Annotated in this window: 10 protein-coding genes; 6 read left to right on the top strand and 4 right to left on the bottom strand. The window is 45.6% G+C overall.

The annotated features are described in order from the left end of the window. Positions 1-69: 69 nt before the first annotated feature. Complete coding sequence (locus FEM33_RS22965; protein WP_229214374.1) at positions 70-579, bottom strand: YcxB family protein; 510 nt, start codon at positions 577-579, stop codon at positions 70-72. 284 nt (positions 580-863) lie between these two features. Between FEM33_RS22965 and FEM33_RS22960 the strand changes: the two genes are divergently transcribed. The 4 genes from FEM33_RS22960 to FEM33_RS22945 all read left to right on the top strand — a co-directional run bounded on the left by FEM33_RS22960 (position 864) and on the right by FEM33_RS22945 (position 5,366). Next, a complete protein-coding gene (locus FEM33_RS22960) occupies positions 864-2,927 on the top strand; it encodes a BatA domain-containing protein (RefSeq protein ID WP_139014310.1) in 2,064 nt (687 codons plus the stop codon). 101 nt (positions 2,928-3,028) lie between these two features. After that, positions 3,029-4,168 carry a 5-(carboxyamino)imidazole ribonucleotide synthase gene (locus FEM33_RS22955; RefSeq protein ID WP_139014309.1) on the top strand — a complete coding sequence of 380 codons (1,140 nt, stop codon included), beginning with the start codon at positions 3,029-3,031 and terminating at the stop codon, positions 4,166-4,168. Between the two features lie 17 nt (positions 4,169-4,185). Then, positions 4,186-4,671, top strand: a complete 486-nt coding sequence (gene purE, locus FEM33_RS22950) for a 5-(carboxyamino)imidazole ribonucleotide mutase (RefSeq protein WP_139014308.1) — start codon at positions 4,186-4,188, stop codon at positions 4,669-4,671. Positions 4,672-4,736: 65 nt separating this feature from the next. After that, complete coding sequence (locus tag FEM33_RS22945) at positions 4,737-5,366, top strand: LysM peptidoglycan-binding domain-containing protein (RefSeq protein ID WP_139014307.1); 630 nt, start codon at positions 4,737-4,739, stop codon at positions 5,364-5,366. 251 nt (positions 5,367-5,617) lie between these two features. Here FEM33_RS22945 and FEM33_RS22940 read toward each other — a convergent pair whose 3' ends face one another. From FEM33_RS22940 to FEM33_RS22930, 3 genes are all read right to left on the bottom strand, one after another. After that, positions 5,618-9,712, bottom strand: coding sequence for an FG-GAP-like repeat-containing protein (locus FEM33_RS22940; protein ID WP_139014306.1), 4,095 nt, complete (start codon positions 9,710-9,712; stop codon positions 5,618-5,620). A gap of 308 nt (positions 9,713-10,020) precedes the next feature. Next, a complete protein-coding gene (locus FEM33_RS22935) occupies positions 10,021-12,909 on the bottom strand; it encodes a TonB-dependent receptor domain-containing protein (protein WP_139014305.1) in 2,889 nt (962 codons plus the stop codon). A gap of 162 nt (positions 12,910-13,071) precedes the next feature. After that, positions 13,072-16,683: a PAS domain S-box protein gene (locus tag FEM33_RS22930; protein WP_139014304.1), complete on the bottom strand. Its 3,612-nt coding sequence runs from the start codon at positions 16,681-16,683 to the stop codon at positions 13,072-13,074. 81 nt (positions 16,684-16,764) lie between these two features. On the opposite strand from FEM33_RS22930, the gene rsmA reads away from it, so the two are divergent. Both rsmA and mgtE read left to right on the top strand, forming a co-directional pair. Next, positions 16,765-17,565 (top strand): 16S rRNA (adenine(1518)-N(6)/adenine(1519)-N(6))-dimethyltransferase RsmA, encoded by an 801-nt coding sequence (rsmA, locus tag FEM33_RS22925; protein ID WP_139014303.1) that lies wholly within the window; start codon positions 16,765-16,767, stop codon positions 17,563-17,565. Between the two features lie 50 nt (positions 17,566-17,615). Continuing rightward, positions 17,616-18,968 carry a magnesium transporter gene (mgtE, locus tag FEM33_RS22920; protein WP_139014302.1) on the top strand — a complete coding sequence of 451 codons (1,353 nt, stop codon included), beginning with the start codon at positions 17,616-17,618 and terminating at the stop codon, positions 18,966-18,968. The last annotated feature ends 6 nt before the right edge of the window (positions 18,969-18,974 follow it).

The raw sequence follows: 18,974 nt of genomic DNA, 5'->3' as shown, positions 1-18,974 counted from the left end.
CGTTCTGAAACAACAAAGAAAAAGCCTGACGTGAAAATCAGGCTTTTTCTTTTTGACTTAAATGAGCAATTATGCTTTCAGCTGTTCCTTTTGCTTCATAATACGTTCAAAAACCTTGATATCGTGTTCTGAATTAAAGATGGTAAATGGCAGATGAATAAACTGGCCTTTTGAAATAACCAGAACGTAAGCATCCTTGTCTTTATAACTTTCCAGAATCTGTTCCCATTTGATAACGCTTCCTTCTTTCATGTTCAACTTCATGAGAATCTGACGATTGTCAATTTCGTACTGAAATTTTTCAAACATAGGCTTGTACTGCGCCAGCTGTGTGATGCCCGTAAACTGGATCAGCCAGAACAATACATAAAGAATGGAGCCGATAATCGCAGTGATATAAATCCACAAGTTCGGGTAAACGCCGGTAAGGTTCAGAACAGCATTGATCAGGATCAATGCAAGCGGAACGAGGCCCCATTTCAGCTGCGTTTTGAAAAAATAACGCATGGCCAGCGTAACGTATTTCTTGGTTGGTAAAGCGTATTTCTTAGTGCGAACCGCGGCCGGGTTCGTAGGCATTTGATAGACGGGCTGGTGTTTATTTACCGAAACTTTGGCCATAACTTGATTTAAATTAGCAATTTCCTGTTCTGTTCCGCAACTTTATAGATAAAACATAGTCAGCGAAAAAGAAGTGCAAAGTTAGAAAAAAGCAACACACATATCAGAAAGGTGCCGAAATAAAAAGTAGTTAGGAGAATTTCATGTAATTTGTCTTTCTTAACTGCGTTGAAATAGCATAATTCTTTAATCTGCAGTCCGGATTACAGGAACAATTGACAAACACGATAATACAGAACGAAATGAGTTTTCTTTTTCCGTCGTTTTTATGGGGCTTACTGGCTGTGTCTGTTCCGATTGCCATTCATATATTTAATTTCCGGCGAACAAAGCGCATTTATTTTACGAATGTCGCCTTTCTGAAAGCAGTGGATACAAAAACGCGCTCGGTCCGGCAAATCAAGCACTGGCTTGTCATGGCGGCGCGGATTCTGGCCATTGTCTGTCTTGCGCTTGCCTTTGCACAGCCATTTCTTCCGGCGGCAAACAGTCTGGCTGTGGACAGAAGAGGAATCACGAGTTTGTATCTCGATAATTCTTACAGCATGCAGAACGAGCTGAATACCAAACGGTATCTGGATCTTGCAACCAGCCGGCTGAGCGATTTGCTGGGAATTTTACGAAATGTGACAACGTTGCAGATGGTCACCAATGATTTTTCTTCACAGGAACAAGGGCTTTATTCCGCCGAAAAATTACGCGACCGGCTTACAACCATCGATTTATCCAATACGCCAAGAACGCTGGAACAGGTTTACAGACGACAGGAAAACCTGATGACCAAACATCAGAATGCGGGCACCAACCAGCTTTTCTGGTTTTCAGATTTCCAGAAAAGTACTTCCGGCAATTTGTCCGGTCTGAAAATCGATACGGCCAGCAAACTCTTTCTGGTGCCGGTCCAGGCTGTGCCCGAAAAAAACGTTTTTGTAGATTCTGCCTGGCTGAACACGCCTTTCATACGCGAGCTTCAGAATAACATCCTGTTTGTAAAAGTGAGCAATTCCGGAAAGCAGGAAGCAAAAAACGTGATCCTGAAACTTACGCTTGACAATACGCAGGCTTCGACCGCTTCGGTAAATGTGCCCGCAAACGGCAGCGCAACGGCCAAATTCAACTTTAATCTGAAAGGGAAAGGCTACAAGAAAGGCCAGATTACCTTTGACGATTTCCCGGTTACTTTCGACAACAATTACTATTTTGTCCTCAATGCTTCTCCGCTGATCCGGATCCTGCATATTTACGGACAAAAATCCAGCGGCAATTACATCGAGAATGTTTATGCCAACGACAGCCTGTTTTCCGTGCAGAGTTACAGCGCACAGAATATTGATCCGGGACTGATTAAAAATTCCGATTTGGTGATTCTGGAAGGTGTGGATCAGCTTTCCGGCACATTGCCGCAGGATCTGACCGATTTTGTACGTAACAAAGGCGGCAGCATTGCCGTTGTTCCTTCCGCTACTCCCGTCGCCGAAAATTACAGCAGATTTCTGAGCGGCTTAGGCATAAGCGGACTGAGCACAACAAAAACGACAAGTCCTGCGCCGGTTGCACTGGCACCGCCGGACAGGAACAATCCGTTTTTCAGTGACGTATTTGAAGAATCGGTCCGGCAGGAAATCAATCTTAACCTTCCAACGGTTGCTTCCGTCTGGAACTGGTCGGGGGCCGGACAATTGCTGCTTTCATTACGCAACGGGCAGCCGTATCTGAATCAGGCGACTTCCGGAAGCGGGAAAGTTTATCTTTTTTCAGCACCTTTCAACCCTGAAAACGGTAATGTTGCACAGCATGCGATATTTGTACCTGTCATGTATAAAATTGCCGCTTCCAGCGTACGCGCACAAAGAACTTCTTTCACCTTTGATGAAAACCCGATTGCGCTGAACCTCAACAATGCGGAAGCCAATTCAGTATATAAATTGCGCCGGAACAAAGCTGAAATTATTCCTGTTCAGCGCATTGCCGGAAATCAGCTGCTGCTCGAAATCCCGCAGGGCGATCAGCTCAGCGAAGGTCTGGATGCAGGCTATTTTGAACTGGTCCAAAATGACAAAACAGAACAGATTATTGCATTGAACCATAACCATGCAGAATCCAGACTTCAGTATTACTCGCCAGATGAACTGCGTTCCATTTTTGCGGGGCAAAAAAATGTTGCTGTTTTTGACAAAATTGATGACGACGCTTTTTCCACGGCTTTTCAGCAGCAGAACATGGGCACCAATCTCTGGAAATATTTTCTGTACGGCGCCTTGTTCTTTCTGATGATCGAAGTGGCATTGATCCGCTGGATGAAATAAGCATTTCAGAAACTGCTGCGTCAATTTGTTAAAAGATGCCGGCAGGGTTTTATGTTAGCGGTTTTTACACCAATTTTGCAAGACATTACCGACTATTTTAAATGCTTTCATCCCGAATAGGAATACTTGGCGGCGGACAACTTGGATTGATGCTGCTGCAGGCAGCCATAGACTGGAATCTGGAAATACATGTTCTGGACCCGGATGCCGAAGCTCCCTGCAAAAAAATTGCACCTCATTTTCATCACGGATCATTACAGGATTACGATACGGTTTATAACTTCGGAAAACAGCTGGATGTGATCACCATTGAAATTGAAAAAGTCAATGTGGATGCGCTGGAAGCACTGGAAAAGGAAGGAAAAAAGATTTATCCGCAGCCTGCCGTCATCCGGAAAATACAGGACAAACGCATTCAAAAGCAGTTTTACATTGAAAACAATCTTCCTACCGCTGAATTCATACTGACCGAAAACCGGAACGATACGGCCCGCCATGCATCCTTTCTGCCTGCTTTTCACAAACTGGGAAAAGACGGTTACGACGGTCGCGGTGTTCAGCGCATTGCTTCAGAAAATGATTTTGACAAAGCATTTGATCAGCCCGGACTGCTCGAAAAGGCGGTTCCGTTTCAAAAAGAACTGGCTGTGATCGTTGCCAGAAATCCTTCCGGCGAAGTGGTTACTTTCCCGACTGTGGAAATGGTTTTTCACCCGGAACACAATCTGGTCGAATACCTTTTTGCCCCTGCTGAAATTGATCCTGAAATTGACCGGAAAGCACAGGAAACAGCCCGGCAAACGGCGGAAGCATTTCAGATCGTCGGGTTACTTGCGGTGGAGCTTTTCCTGACCGCCGAAGGTGAAATCCTGATTAATGAAGTAGCGCCGCGCCCGCATAACAGCGGTCATCATACGATCCGCGCCAATGCGACCTCGCAATATGAACAACACTGGCGCGCCATACTTGATTTGCCGCTTGGAAGCACGCATGCATACGGCCCGTCGGCAATGGTCAATTTGCTGGGCGAAGAAGGTTTTCAGGGACCGGCGGTTTACGAAGGCATAGAAACGCTGCTGGCAACCGAACAGGTATTTCCTTTTTTATACTGGAAATCCGTAACCAAGCCGTTCCGGAAAATGGGACATATTACCATTATGGATGCGGATATCAATGCTTTAAAAGAAAAAGTGGAATTTGTTAAAAGGAATATAAAAGTCATCAGTAAAGAATTGCATTAAAGAAACGAACATTTGAAATGGTTGGAATAATTATGGGAAGCCTTTCCGACAGGAAAGTAATGCAGGAAGCCGCTGACGCACTGAACGAACTGGGAATTGCCTACGAAATGGAAATCGTTTCTGCGCACCGCACACCCGAACGTATGCTGGAATATGCAGCTTCTGCCCGCAGCCGCGGATTAAAAGTTATTGTTGCCGGAGCCGGCGGCGCGGCGCATTTGCCCGGCATGGTTGCGTCACTTACATCACTTCCGGTGATCGGCGTTCCCGTTTTGTCCAGCAATTCCATTGACGGCTGGGATTCGGTACTTTCCATACTTCAGATGCCTTCCGGCGTTCCGGTTGCAACCGTTGCGCTCAACGGAGCAAGAAATGCGGGAATTCTGGCTGCCCAGATTATCGGTGCAGGCGATGCAGCCGTTGCAGAACGACTCGATATCTTTAAAAATAACCTGAAACAGAAAGTTGCCGACATGAACGAGCAATTGAAAATGAGCTTGTAAAACAACATGTCTTTACTAATTTCGTAGATATTAAATAACACCACATCAAAGAATCTAACTCAGCTATGGAAGATGAATTCCCCAAGAAAAGAAACATTCGCCCGACCGAGAAATCAAATCTGCCCGTTGTAACGCTGCTTGTATTAGTTCTTCTGGTATTGGCAATGCTTTACGTGGGTTATGAATACATTTCCGACAGTTCCACCAATTCGGAAGAACTGACTTCCATTGTTGTGGATTCCAGTGTGGATCAGAATGCCGAAGAGCCCATTCTGGACGAGCCTGCAGAAGAGGATGAAGCTGTTGCTGAAACCAGCAGGAATGCAGATGAAGACGAGCCTGAAAAACCGGAAGAGAAAAAAACTCCTGCTATTTCGGCATCCTCGCTGGGCGGAGAACAGATTACGCATACCGTAAAAAGTGGTGAAACCTATTCCAGCATTGCGGCGCGTTACAACCTGAAAACCGAAACGTTAAAAGGACTGAATTCTTCCGTTCCGGATATTAAAGCCGGCGTAACCAAACTGAAAGTTCAGGTAAAAGCAGTGCATACGGTTGGACCCGGTGATATATTAAGGGTTGTTGCCAATGAATACAATGTCAGCAAGGAAGCAATCATGAAAGCCAACGGCAAAACAAGGGACATTTCAGAACGCGGCGAAAAACTGATTATTCCGTTTCCTGAAAAAAAATAATAAATACTTTATAATAACAAAAAATCCCGGAGCATCGCGCTTCGGGATTTTTTGTTATTATAAAAACCTGAACTGATTCAAGTAATTGCTTGAAACTTGCTGAAACAATTCTTCTTTACAATTTACTTTTCTCTGGATAAAAAAGTTGCCAGTTGCATGAAAGTAAGGCATTGTAAAAGTTAAAGTTTTAAATTTTTACACAAAAACGACTCTTACAATGCACTTACTTTCTGCTTTACCGGCAATTTGTGCTATTTAGTAATCAACACTTTCCTGCTATTCTTTACACCGTCTTTGTGCGTAATAACAAGGATGTAACTTCCTGCTGCAAATTCACTCACATCCACCTGCTTTACAGATGCGGAGGACTGGTAAACGGATTTACCTTCCATTGACAGCAACTGTACACTTTCAATCTCGTGAGCACTGTCAGATTCAATATAGAGCCTGTCAGTTGCCGGATTGGGATAGATGCTCACAACCTTTGCAAATTCTTCTGATTCAGACTGTGCCTTTGTTTTAATCGTTTTTGACATATTGCTGACAGCATTTTCCCGTACAGGTGAAGAACTGTTTCCTGTTACGCATTCGGTGACATACCGCCATGGTCCGTACATCTGCCCTGTCAGTGCTAAGGATGGATCATATTTTACACGCGCCCGGATTCTGGTATAATTGCCTTCCTTGACAATTACATTTTTTAGCTCAGTTCCTTTAAGCCCCAGACTGGAATACGAGTTCTGCATGCCCGTGTATTTTGTGCAGGTTGTAATTACCATTTCAAAGTTGCTGTTAAACTGAGAACCTCTGAACGAAGTTTCCCAAACCAGTTTGCCTTTGCCACCACCCAGAAAAGATTTGGCATACAATCCAGCCCCAAAGTCGTTTTTAGCCTTTTGTGACTGGTTAATGATGGTTGTCAGATCAGAGTTGTACAGGCGCAAATTGTTTCGTAAATTCTTATTGGATTTATTTCCAAGATAAATCAGGCAGATGCTTTTTTCTGACTGATTATTGAAGTTAACATACTTTGAGTTAATGGCCAGATCGTTGTGCCCGTCTCCATTAATATCTCCAGCAAACGCTACAGATGTATTCATAGAAAGACTTCCGGCCACCGGTGCAGGATTGATGTTATTGATACTCTGTGACGGGCTATTGCTGTCTATGCCATTGCCAGTGATAGGAGAACCATAATATATAATCGATTTCCCCTCAGCATTCAAAGGTGCAACGGTATTTGGAAAGTTTACGATGACATCGCTGTATCCGTCTCCATTCATATCACCGGCACCAGAGACTGAAGTACCCATTTTTGCACCCGGCTGATTGCTTTCCAAAATGGATGGAACAGAAATTAAGTTGTGATTGAGCACATCTCCGTAGTAAATCATTGCTGCACCCTCTTGTGCCTGTCCATTACTATACAAATTTGCACCAACAATCACGTCACTCTTCCCATCGCCATTCACATCACCAGCGCCGGAAACACTGATACCCATGTTGGCAGCTGCGATATCTTTCTCCAATTTCTGAACTGAACTTTTTGAAACTCCTGACGCTGCACCATAATAGACATAGGCAGCACCTTCCTTGTTTTGTCCGTTCGAGTACTCAGGGGCTCCTGCAATAATATCAGCATAGCCGTCACCATTGATATCACCGGCGCAGGATACTGAATAACCAAATTGTGCAAAATCTTTGTCGCTTTCCAGCGTAACAGCAGCGATCGGGTTAATACCGGCTGCGGATCCATGATGAACAAAAACAGCACCTTCGTCAAATTGCCCGTTGGTAAAACTGATGTCTCCTATCAAAACATCACCATAGCCATCCCCGTTGACATCACCCGCACTGGACACAGACTTACCAAACATCAATGATCCGCTTTGTTTATTTTTGATAATGGTGCTTACATTTTTATTGATTCCCTGTCCTGAACCATAATATACCAGTGCTGCCCCTTGATTAATATCAGCGTAGGAAACATCTGCAACAATGATATCGCCGTATCCATCTCCGTTCACATCGCCAGCACGGGACACAGAAGACCCAAATGCAGCACTCATCGGTACATTTTCTATTGTTGTACTTGGATTCGTGCTTAGTCCCAGAGCCGATCCATGATAGATGAATACAGCTCCCTTGGCATTATACCCCGGAACTCCAACAATAAAATCGCTAAACCCGTCGCCGTTTACATCACCGGCGTTTGCCGTACTCATATTTGGGTAAGCAAACTCCAGTTTAGTCGCGTAATTGTTTTCACTGATGATGCTGTCTGGTTTTCCCAACCAAACGAATGCTGCACCCGAGTTAGATTCTGAATTGTCATACAAAGGTGCTCCGACGATTACATCGCTATACCCATCACCGTTGACATCCCCGGCACTGGCAACAAAGTTACCAAACTGGGCAGAGGCCTGATTGCTTTCCAGAGTAGAAACAGGGGTAGCTAACAGGCCTGCCGAAGAGCCATGGTAAACAAAAGCAGCTCCTTCATTGTTCTGGCCGTTGTCATATAAGAGTGCTCCTACAATCACATCACTGTAGCCGTCGTCATTGACATCACCGGCACTGTTTACCGAATTTCCAAACTGTGCTTCAGCCTGATTCTTTTCCAATATAAAAGCCGGTACAGCATCAATGCCCCGATCCGCACCGTAGTGTATGAAAACAGCACCTTCATTAGCTTGCCCCTTATCATACATATTGGCTCCGATGATAATGTCGCTATACCCGTCTCCGTTAATATCTCCGGCACTTGCAACACTGTGACCCATATATGCATAAGACTGGTTGCCTTCCAACACCTTAGCAGCTCCAGAAGCGATGCCTACTGCCGAGCCATGGTATACAAATACGGCACCTTCGTCAGTTTGGCCATTGTCATACTCGCGTGCGCTGACAAGGATATCACTATATCCGTCTCCGTTCACATCGCCTGCGCCATTAACGCGATAACCGTAAATGGCCCCTGCCTGATTTTCTTCAAGTAACTTGGGAGTAGGATTCAAGCCGGTAGCGGATCCATGGTATATAAAAACGGCGCCTTCGTTAGCCTGTCCTTTGTCAAACATAGGAATTCCAACAAGAATGTCACTGTACCCATCACCGTTTACATCGCCTGCCAACCCGACACTGCTGCCCATATTAGCATCGAACTGATTACATTCCAGAATATTTGCAGGCCAGCTCCAGGTATTAATGCCTTGTGCCGAACCCAGGTACACAAATACAGCTCCTTCATTGGTTTCTCCGTTATCATACATGCTTGCTCCGATAACAATGTCACTGTACCCGTCCTTATTAATGTCACCTGCGGATGAGGCATAAGATCCAAATCGGGCCTCTTTTTGATTCATTTCCAAATTATTTGGCCCTGTTATGAAACCCTGAGAACTTCCATAATAGATAAGGACAGTGCCTTCATCAACCTGACCACCATCATATTTGGAAGCGCAAGCCAGCACATCGCTGTATCCGTCCCCATTAATATCACCAGCACTGGTTACCACACTACCCAGCCACTCTTCTGCTTGAGAACCTTTTAAAAACATATTAGCATTAGCTGGATTGCCGTTGGCTATGATAGGGTCAATGGTAACGGGGTAGGCAGCATTTTTTACGTCCACACTCAACCGCACCAGTCCTTCTTCATAGGACAGGGTTGCAGGCAAGGTTTCTCCGTTTGCATCCCAGCATTTGATGTCTTTGTAAACCAGACTGGCAATACGTTCTCCTTTGCGGTTATCTTTATAGAAAAGCAGCTCATTGTTTTCAAGGTCATCAACTTTTAAGCCTTTTGCGGACAGCCTTACCTGCAGTTCACTGGTAGCTTTCGGGGCAGCATCAATAATAAAATTCTGGCGAACGCCGTCTGCGTTGTTAATAAATTCTTCGGTAAAGCCTGCATGTTTGATCGCGAGGGTAGTATCCTGATTTTTCAGGGTTGCATTGGATTGAGCCGACAGGATTTTTTTACCATCTGCATAAATGCCTTCATTTACCAGTTGCAGTGAAAAGTTATGCCCTGCCGAATCGATGCGGTTTTGTACAGTCAATTCGCCCGGCTTGTAGTAGGCGCGCAGTCCTTGCCTGCGGTTGGGGCTCTGCATCGCTGACTTTTGCTCATCAAAGGAAATGTTGTATTCCCGTTTGGCCAGTTGCTGCTGAATGTCGGGTAAGGCAGTCAAACCGGCAGGAGCATTTTCCGATTTTTTTGCGGCAATGACCGTGGTAATACTTTTGCTCTGGGGAACTTCCTGATTACAGAGTAAATAGCCTACCCCTACCAGCAAAGGCGAAAAGACAGCATAGATGCCTGTCCTGTAATGTTTTTTCATGTGCTTGTTTTTTTATGATTGTTCAGCAGAAAATTCTGCCATGACAAATATGTAAAAACAGCTACTTTGCAAGCCTCAAGAATGACCAACAGGAAGATTCCAATGAGCAATGGGTAAACCCGGTGTACAGCAGTATCAGTAAATAAGAATAGCAGATGTAATTACTGGAGTTTAAATACTCCGGAATAACACCTGCTATTAAGAAATGATAAGAAGAATAACTTTTACACTGCTCACATTTTATCGCACAACCAGCAGCCTGTATTGATTATGGATCTTTCTAAAATCCAAAATTTATAAGCCAATAACTAAAAACCACCCACTCCCCTTCCCTCACCGCTTGGGAAATTTCCGCGTGAGCCGTTAAAATCACGGCGGCGGTTTTCATTTTCATTGCGGACCGGCATTTTGCCAAAATTGCGGAGCGTGTAAGTGAAAGTCAGCATGGCGTATTGCGTCAGAACGCGGTTTGTAACATCCTGAACGTACGTTTCAGTTACCGTGCGGTTTATGCTGTTGTTCTGTTTCAGAATATCAAAAACAGTCAGTTTCAGTTCGCCGGCATTATTTTTCAGGAATTTCTTTCCGATGCTCGCATTCCATAATGTAAAATTCCGATTGTATCCTTCGCCTAAGCCGCGGTACGACTGATTATTAACATCACTCTGGAACACAAAACCTTTCCCGAAAATCCAGTTTACCCTTCCGGTTATGCCTTGTGTATAGTAATTATTATTTAGATTTGGCTGAATGCTGTTTCTGACGATGTTGTAATTCCCCGAATATGAAACGGTAAAATCAAGCTTTTCACTGATGTTGCTGCTGACGACAAGTCCTTGCGAAACAGCATACGTATTAGAATAATTGGCTATATCATTGATTCGTCCCGGCGATCTTACATAATTAAAGCCCGACGTTACATTGATGTTCAGTTTCAGCGGTGCAACCGGCTTGCCGTATGTCAGGAAAGTTCTTGCATTCCAGCTTCCGTCCACATTGACCGGAGCAGTCAGCTTGGCTCCTTGTTCCAGAACGATCCCGTTTGGCAGCGTTGTCGGCTCCTGCGCAATATAGGTGGAATTGACAATGGCATTGTTGGTCTGTGTTACAAAAACCATCGCGTTAAAATTGTACGGGCGATCCGCTCCCGCCAGTGAATACCGCACATTAAACATGTTCCGGTATTCCTGCTTCAGATCGGGGTTTCCCGTCGTAAGCGAAAGCGGATTGCTGTTGTCAATCACGTTCTGAAGCTGTGAAATCGAAGGCTGATTGGTAGAACTCCGGAAAGAAGTACGGAACTGCGTACCCGATTTGGAACGGTAACTCAGCATAAAACTGGGTAAAAAATTTGTAAAAGACTGATCAACTTCCGAGTTCCGCGGAGCCGTTTGCTGACTGTACAATCCTGTATTCTGAAAATCGATTCCGACATTGGCCGTCCAGCTGTTTTTGCGGTAACGGTAACCCAGTCCGGCGCGATTGGTCACATATCGGTTATCAAACGTATTGGATAAAAGTGAATCCAGATCAGAATATACGTTATCGTCGAAACTCATATTGAATGTTTCTTTCTTTGAATTGCTGTTGCTGACGGTAAGGCCGTAATTGAACTGCAATTGTCCGGTTGTGCTGACCGGTTCGGTGTAAATGAAGTTGCCGCCGAGCGTTATCCCGTCCGATGACGTAAAGCTTCGTTGATCAATGGTATCGCCGCGCATGGCTGTGTCCGGAAATGACAGATTGCTGTAATATAAATTTCTGGAATAAAGGTCACGTGTTCCGTTCCGGTCATTCAGCTGCGTGTTCAGGTTAACAGAAACGGTACGGCCCTTTTTGTCAAAAGCATGACGGAACAGAATGTCATTGGCAAAATTGTAAGCGCTGTTTTTGTTTGTCTGTGTGTTATCGGAACTGTTCAGTCTGTTTCCGTCGGACAAAGTTGTAAGTCCGGCTTTTGCACTTGCAGCACTGTTTTCCTGAAAACTCAGCCTTGGCGTAATGATCAGGGAATTTTTGGGATCCATGTTGTATTCAATTCTGAAATTAAGCCGGTGATTGGAGTTGACGCTGGAAGTGCGGCTGTCTTCATTGTAAAACTGGTTTGCCGTATTTCCTGAAAGAAAATATTCCTGTTCCGTACGCTGCAGATTGGTATTTCCTGTTCTGTTAAAAAAGTAGCTTCCTGAAACATCCACTTTCTTGCCGAACTTGTTGGCGTAATTAAGCCCGAAAGAATTTGTTCCCGTAATTCCGCTTTGGTTTCCGACCAGAAAGTTGCCGGAGGCTCCTCCGGAGCCGCCTCTTCCGCCTCCGCTGCTGCCCGTAAGGCCAAGCAAATCCTGACTGGAAAAATTCTGCATATTGATGTTATTGCTGAGCCCGATCACGGAAATACGCTGATTTCCTTTGAAAAAGCTCACATTGCCGCCGGCCTGATAACGGTCATCCAATCCGTATCCTGCAAATACTTTACCGAACTGGCCCATTTTCCTGTCGGCTTTGGTAACGATATTGATCGTTTTCTGACCGCTGCCGTCGTCGAAGCCTGTAAACTGCGCCTGATCGCTCAGCTTGTCAAATACTTCGATTTTATCTACAATTTCTGCCGGCAACGATTTCAGCGTTAGTGAAGCGTCGTCGCCGAAAAATGGTTTCCCGTCTACCAAAACCCTGTTCACCGTTTCGCCGTGCGCTGTCACTGTTCCGTTTGCAACGGTAATGCCGGGCATTTTCTGGATCAGATCTTCGGAAGTTGCGTCAGGATTTGTTTTAAAGGCAGCAGCATTGAACTGCGTTGTATCGCCTTTTTGCTGCACAGCAGTCACTTGCCCTGTCACCTTGACTTCTTTCAGGTTTGCAACTGCTTCCGCCAACGGGATTGTTCCCAAGTCCTGCACATCTTCTTTGATGGTTACAATTCTTGTAACGTCTTTGTAACTGAGGTAAGTAATTTTAACAAGATAAGAAACCGACTTGCTCAGACCGTTGAATGAAAATTTGCCGTTTACGTCGGTCGTTACGTATTCCGGGCGTGCATCCGGCGTGTTGCGGCTCACGGCTACATACGCACCGACAACCGGCGAGCGGTTTACGCTGTCAACGATGATACCGGTTAACTGTGCATTCTGGTCCTGCGCAAAAGCCGTCAGCGAAAAGCAAGTCAGAAACAGGAGGAAGTATGGAATTCTGGTCATGATTTCTACATGGTTTATTGCAGTTTAGAGCAGGCTTCCGTGACAAAGTTTAATCCCGTAATCCGGATCTGCCTTGCAATAGACAGAAGCAGCCTCTTTATAGACCAAAGCCCGCAATGAACCGATGAATTATTTTAACCCGAATTCCATCAAACCAGAAAATCAGCCCAGCCATTCTTTCAGCAGTCCGCCGTAATTTCCCAGAAACTTTTCATACGCATTCTGCAACTGCGGAAGTGCTTCCGATAAGGTACTGGTATCATTGGATTTCAGGCGCCATTCTGCATCTCTGGCAATTTCTGCAACCTGGGAAACGCCGACGGTTCCGGCACTTCCTTTGAGCGTATGCAAATTGCTTTTAACCGTAGCTATATCTCCTTTTTCATAAGCCTCAACCGCTTCTTCCACAAGCTGATTGGATTCTGTAACAAAGTCTTCAAAAACCGACCAGACCAGATCAGCCCCGCCGATTCCGTTCAGCTGATCAATGATTTCACGGTCCAGAACCGGCAGAATTTTTTCATCCGCAGTTTCTTTCTGTTTCAGTTCAAGTTTTTTGTTTTCCACATTGCTCATCAGGTCTTTTACTTTCCGGATGAGCGTCTGGGCGCGGATCGGTTTGGCAATGTAATCGTCCATTCCCTGGCTTATAAACCGGTCACGGTCTTCTTTCATGGAATAGGCGGTCATGGCAACAATGGGCGGCAATCCGGCGGGATAAAGCTTTTTCAGTTCCTGTGAAGTCTGCACGCCGTCCATATCCGGCATCTGGATATCCATAAAAATAATATCGTAACCCGTTTCAATACCGCTGGCTTTGACCATTTCAATGGCTTTAAACCCGCTTTCGGCCAGATCCACCTGACAGCCGGATTTTTTCAGGATCTCGTTTGCCACTTTTCGGTTCACAGCATTGTCATCCACAAGCAGGATTTTCGGGTGATAATCGGTAAATACATTTTCTATCGGCAAATCGTCGTTCGTCTGACCAATCGTACCGACTTGCGCGATGGATGTTTCCTGTGTTTCGAAGGTAAACCAGAACGTACTTCCTTTTCCAAGCTCGGATTCCACGCCGATATCGCCGTGCATGAGCTCGCATAACTGTTTGGAAATCACCAGCCCGAGGCCGGTTCCGCCAAATGATTTGCGCGAAGAATTGTCAAGCTGCGTAAATGAAGTAAACAGAATCTGCTTGTCCATGGCGCTGATGCCTATCCCCGAATCCTGAACTTCCACTTTGATCTTGTGAAAGAGCCCGTCCTTTTTCTCAAGGGTCAGGAAAACTTTAACGGCGCCGTTTTCGGTAAATTTCAGCGCATTGGAAGTGAGGTTGGAAAGGATCTGAAGCAGCCTTGTCTGATCCGCAATAATGTATTTCGGAATTTCCGGCGCAATGTGGTACGTAAGCGTATTTCCTTTGCTCTTGGCTGTTTGCCCAAATAATGAAACCAGTTTCAAAAGCAGTTCTTCCACGGCAATTGGCGCTTCGTGGAGCTCCATTTTTCCCGCTTCTATTTTTGATAAATCCAGAATATCGTTGAGAATGTTCAGCAGCGTTTCCGAAGAACGTTTGATTGTCAGCACGTAATCCTTCTGCTCTGTGTTCAGCGGCGTTTCACCCAGCAGATCGATCATCCCGATCACACCGTTCATTGGCGTGCGGATTTCATGGCTCATATTGGCCAGAAAACCTTCTTTTACTTTAAGTGAACGTTCGGCATGTTCTTTGGCTTTCAGCAGTTCCTGTTCATTGCGTTTCAGTTCGGTAATATCTCTTGCGAGCACGGCAACTTCGGTCGGCTTGCCCTTGTCGTTCGTAAACATCAGCATATTGATCATAAACTGACGTTCCGTTCCGTCTTTCCGGAACAGCGTAATTTCAAAATTACGAAGGCTTCTTGTGCGCCGCAGGCGGATCAGCGCGGAATGAATGCGTTTTTTATCAGAGAAAAATTCCGTAATCCTGTGACCGATGACTTCATCCGGCAAATAGCCAAGCCTTTTCAGTACCGACTGACTGATCATGGTGATTTCACCTTTGCGGTTAATCCGGCAGTATATATCCTGAAGGTTTTCAAAAATGCCCCGGAAAAGTTCTTCACTGTGCCTTAACGACAGTTCAGCTTCTTTCCGGCGGGTGATGTCGCGTGCAATCCCGGAAACCTCTTCAATCAGTCCGTCGGCATAATGAATCGGGTTCAGGTAAAATTCCAGCCACATTTCGCCGCTGTCCTTGCGGTCAATCTTGAACTCAAAATACTGCGGTTCTCCTTTCAGTGCCTGGCGGTACTTGGTCTCCAGCGTTCTCCGGTTGCTGTTGCCGACCATACGCCAGCCAAATTTCTCCGCGCTGGCCTGCAAGGAAGGTTTTACGCCCAGCTGATTCTGGATCAGATCAGCATAATTCCGGTTGAATGAAGTCAGCTGCAAAGATTTGTTGACAGACCATATCAAGTGCGAACTGCTGTCGAATATGGCATTCAGACGGGCTACATACTTGCTGAGTTCTTCTTCGCTCTGTTTTCTGGCAATGGCCATGGCAACTTGCCCGGAAATAAATTCCAGCAGTTCCAGATCGCGCGTATCGAACATATTCGGATCGTCGTACGATTTCACGCCGATGATTCCCGTTACGCGGTCACCGATCCGGAGCGGAACGCAAAGAAGCAGCTTCGGCGTAGCGCCGTACAGGTAAAGACTGTTTGTTCTGGCCAGGTTTTCGATGTCTTCTTCATACAGAAAAAGCGGTTTGTTGGAAGCAATGGCGTATTCCGTAAGTCCGTTTCCAAGCCGGCGTTTCCGGAACCGTACGTGCCCGGTAAAATACTCGTCAACGTAATAAGGAAAGTAAATAAAGCTTTTGGTCGAGTCGTAAAGGGCAATAAAGAAGTTTTTTACATCAATGATCTTGCCGAGTTCTTCATGAATGCTCTGATAAAAATCATCCAGATTCTGCGTGTTTACGGTCCAGTTGGCAATGCTGTAATAAAGGCTCTGCGCTTTTTCCGCCCTGATTTTTTCTGTAAAATCATTCAGTATGCATCGGAACGCCGTTGCTTTTCCGTTGTCAAAACGACAGTTCACGCTTCCTGAAACAAATACTTTTTTACCTTCCTTGCTTAGAAATACGGTTTCAAAATTCGGGTTTGCTTTTCCCTGTTCTATCAGTTTCAGTTGCGCAAGCGCCTGTTCCTTGTGCTGCGGGTTGATGATATCTTCCATGCGCATGGAAGCAATTTCGTCCAGCCCGTACCCCAGCACTTCACGCCATGCTTTGTTTACAAAAATAAATTTTCCGTCAATAGCGACAAGCTGAATGAGGTCACTCGTATTATCGACAAGGTCCTGAAGCTGGGAATTGGATTTGGCAATGGACGATTCCATGCGCCTGCGGCGCGTAATATCATCGCCCACAAGTGTAATGCACTGCACTTCGTCATCTTCGCGGTGAATCAGAACAGAGTTTATTGAAAATGTGCGCAATGTTCCGCTTTGTGCCAGAAATGGAATTTCCCGCTGTTCCAGCTTTCTGATTCCCTGGATGCCTTCTTCCAGCATTTGCCTGATTTCATATTCGTCGTCTTTCGGTATCAGCTTGTCAAATATACTTTGCCCGACCAGATCAGATTCGAGCCAGCCGGTTTTCCTCAGCGCATGCGCACTGATATTCTGAATGACAAAATCCGGCGAAAATGTTACTCCGATCAGATTCAGGTGCTGCAATGTGGCATGTATGGCCTTCCAGTCGGTATGGGACGCGATCATTTCCATGGTATCGGGGTATTCGTATTTTTAAAATTCCTTCCTATTCTTTATTCGATAAATCTACGAATTAAGCCGTAATTTTGACTTGTGAAAACAAATTATAAAAATCGGAATGATTCGAAAGTCAGAGCCAAAAAGCATCTTGGCCAGCACTTTTTAAAAGATCTTGCTATTGCCCGGAAAATTGTTGACGGGCTTTCAGGACACGGCCGTTACGACAAGGTTCTGGAAATCGGGCCGGGTATGGGTGTGCTTACGCAGTTTTTACTGGAAGAGAACAGTTTCAGTACTTTCGTGATTGAGATAGATACGGAATCTGTCGATTATCTCAATCAGCATTTTGCCGAACTTTCTCCGCGGATTATTTCCGGCGATTTCCTGAAATTCAATCCGGACGATTTTTTTCCCGAACCGTTTGCCATTATCGGGAATTTCCCGTACAACATTTCTTCCCAGATTTTTTTCCGGGCACTGCAGATCCGCGACCGGATTCCCGAAATTGTCTGCATGCTGCAGAAGGAAGTGGCGCAACGGATTGCTTCGCCGCCGGGTAATAAGGATTACGGCATTTTAAGCGTTCTTTTACAGGCATTTTACGATATAGATTATCTTGTCTCGGTTCCGCCGGGCGCTTTCGACCCGCCGCCCAAAGTACAGTCCGGCGTGATCCGGTTACGAAGGAACGCCACGGTTTCGCTGGACTGTGATGAAAAGCTGTTTTTCCGGGTTGTAAAAACGGCTTTCAACCAGCGGAGGAAAACGTTGAGGAACGCGTTAAAACCAGTCGGTGAATTTCCGGAACATCCGCTGCTGACCCAACGGGCCGAACAATTAAGTGTCAACGACTTTGTAGAACTGACCAGACTCGCGGAAAGCCTAAATAAATAGATGCTTCATCAAGCAAAAGCCGTTTTGAAAAATGCCAAAAGCCAGTAATAATGACGTTTGAATTAACCAAAGAATACGTAGGCCATGTCGAGGAACTGATTGCCAAAAAAGATGCTGTTTCCATCCGTTCCGAAATAGAAAGTCTTTTTACAGCGGATATTACAGGTCTTTTGTACGAGCTTGAAACCGAAGATGCCAAATACCTCATCAGTCAGCTGGACATTGAAACAGGAGCTGAAATCCTGGCGGATATGGACCCGCACCGGCGGAAGGAGTTCCTGAAGGCTTTTTCATCCGAGGAAATATCCCGTTTTGTCAATCTGTTTGATTCCGATGATGCCGTGGATTTGCTGAACGAGCAGCCAATCCGCGTAAGAGAAGAAGTGATTGCCTTGCTGGAAGACCGCGAACAGGCGCGTTTCATTCTGGATCTTCTGCATTATGACGAAGACGTTGCAGGCGGTCTGATGCAGAAGGAACTTGTAAAGGCAAATGTCAACTGGACTGTAAATGAATGCATTGAGGAACTGAGAAAGCAGGCCGAAGATGTCGGGAAAGTTTATGCCGTGTATGTCATTGACGATGCCGGCAAACTGCTCGGTTTGCTGTCTCTGAAAAAGATCGTGCTGGCGCATAAAAATACACTGATCGAAAGTTTGTACGATAAGGATGTGATTTTTGTCGAGACTTACAGACCGGCCGAAGAAGTTGCAGAGCTTATGCAGCGTTATGACCTGGATGCATTGCCGGTTGTGAACGTTCAGGGAAAGCTGCTCGGACGCATTACCATTGACGACGTGATCGACGTCATTACCGATCAGGCGAGTTCCGATACGCTGGCCATGGCGGGTATAACGGGCGATGTGGAAGAAGACGATACCATCTGGCAGCAAACCAAAGCCCGGCTTCCGTGGCTGCTCGTCGGCATGACGGGCGGTATTTTGGCAGCGAAATTCATCAGCTTTTTTGAAGGCGATCTTAAAATCATTCCCGCAATGGCTGCCTTTATTCCGATTATCGGCTCCACGGGCGGCAATGTAGGAATCCAGACTTCATCGATAATCCTGCAAAGTCTGGCGGATAAAACCGGTCTGGACACGACGGTTGGTCAGCGGCTGATCCGAATGCTTGCCGTAGCATTTATTAATGGGCTGATTATAAGCTGCATCGTATTTGGATTCAATCTTCTGATCGGAAATGAAATGCAGCTTGCGCTGGTTGTTTCCACAGCTCTGATGTCCGTTGTTTTTCTGGCTTCCTTTATGGGCACGATTACGCCTATTCTGCTGGAAAAAATCGGGATCAATCCGGCGGTTGCTTCCGGGCCGTTCATCACAACTGCCAACGATCTGATCGGTTACGGCGTTTACTTCGGGCTTGCGCATTTACTTTTAAATTTATAAATCAAG

The organism is Dyadobacter flavalbus (assembly GCF_006149045.1).
In the GTDB taxonomy this organism is placed as follows: domain Bacteria; phylum Bacteroidota; class Bacteroidia; order Cytophagales; family Spirosomataceae; genus Dyadobacter; species Dyadobacter flavalbus.
Note: the sequence above shows the minus strand (reverse complement) of the source record. Positions and strands in the feature narration are given on the sequence as shown.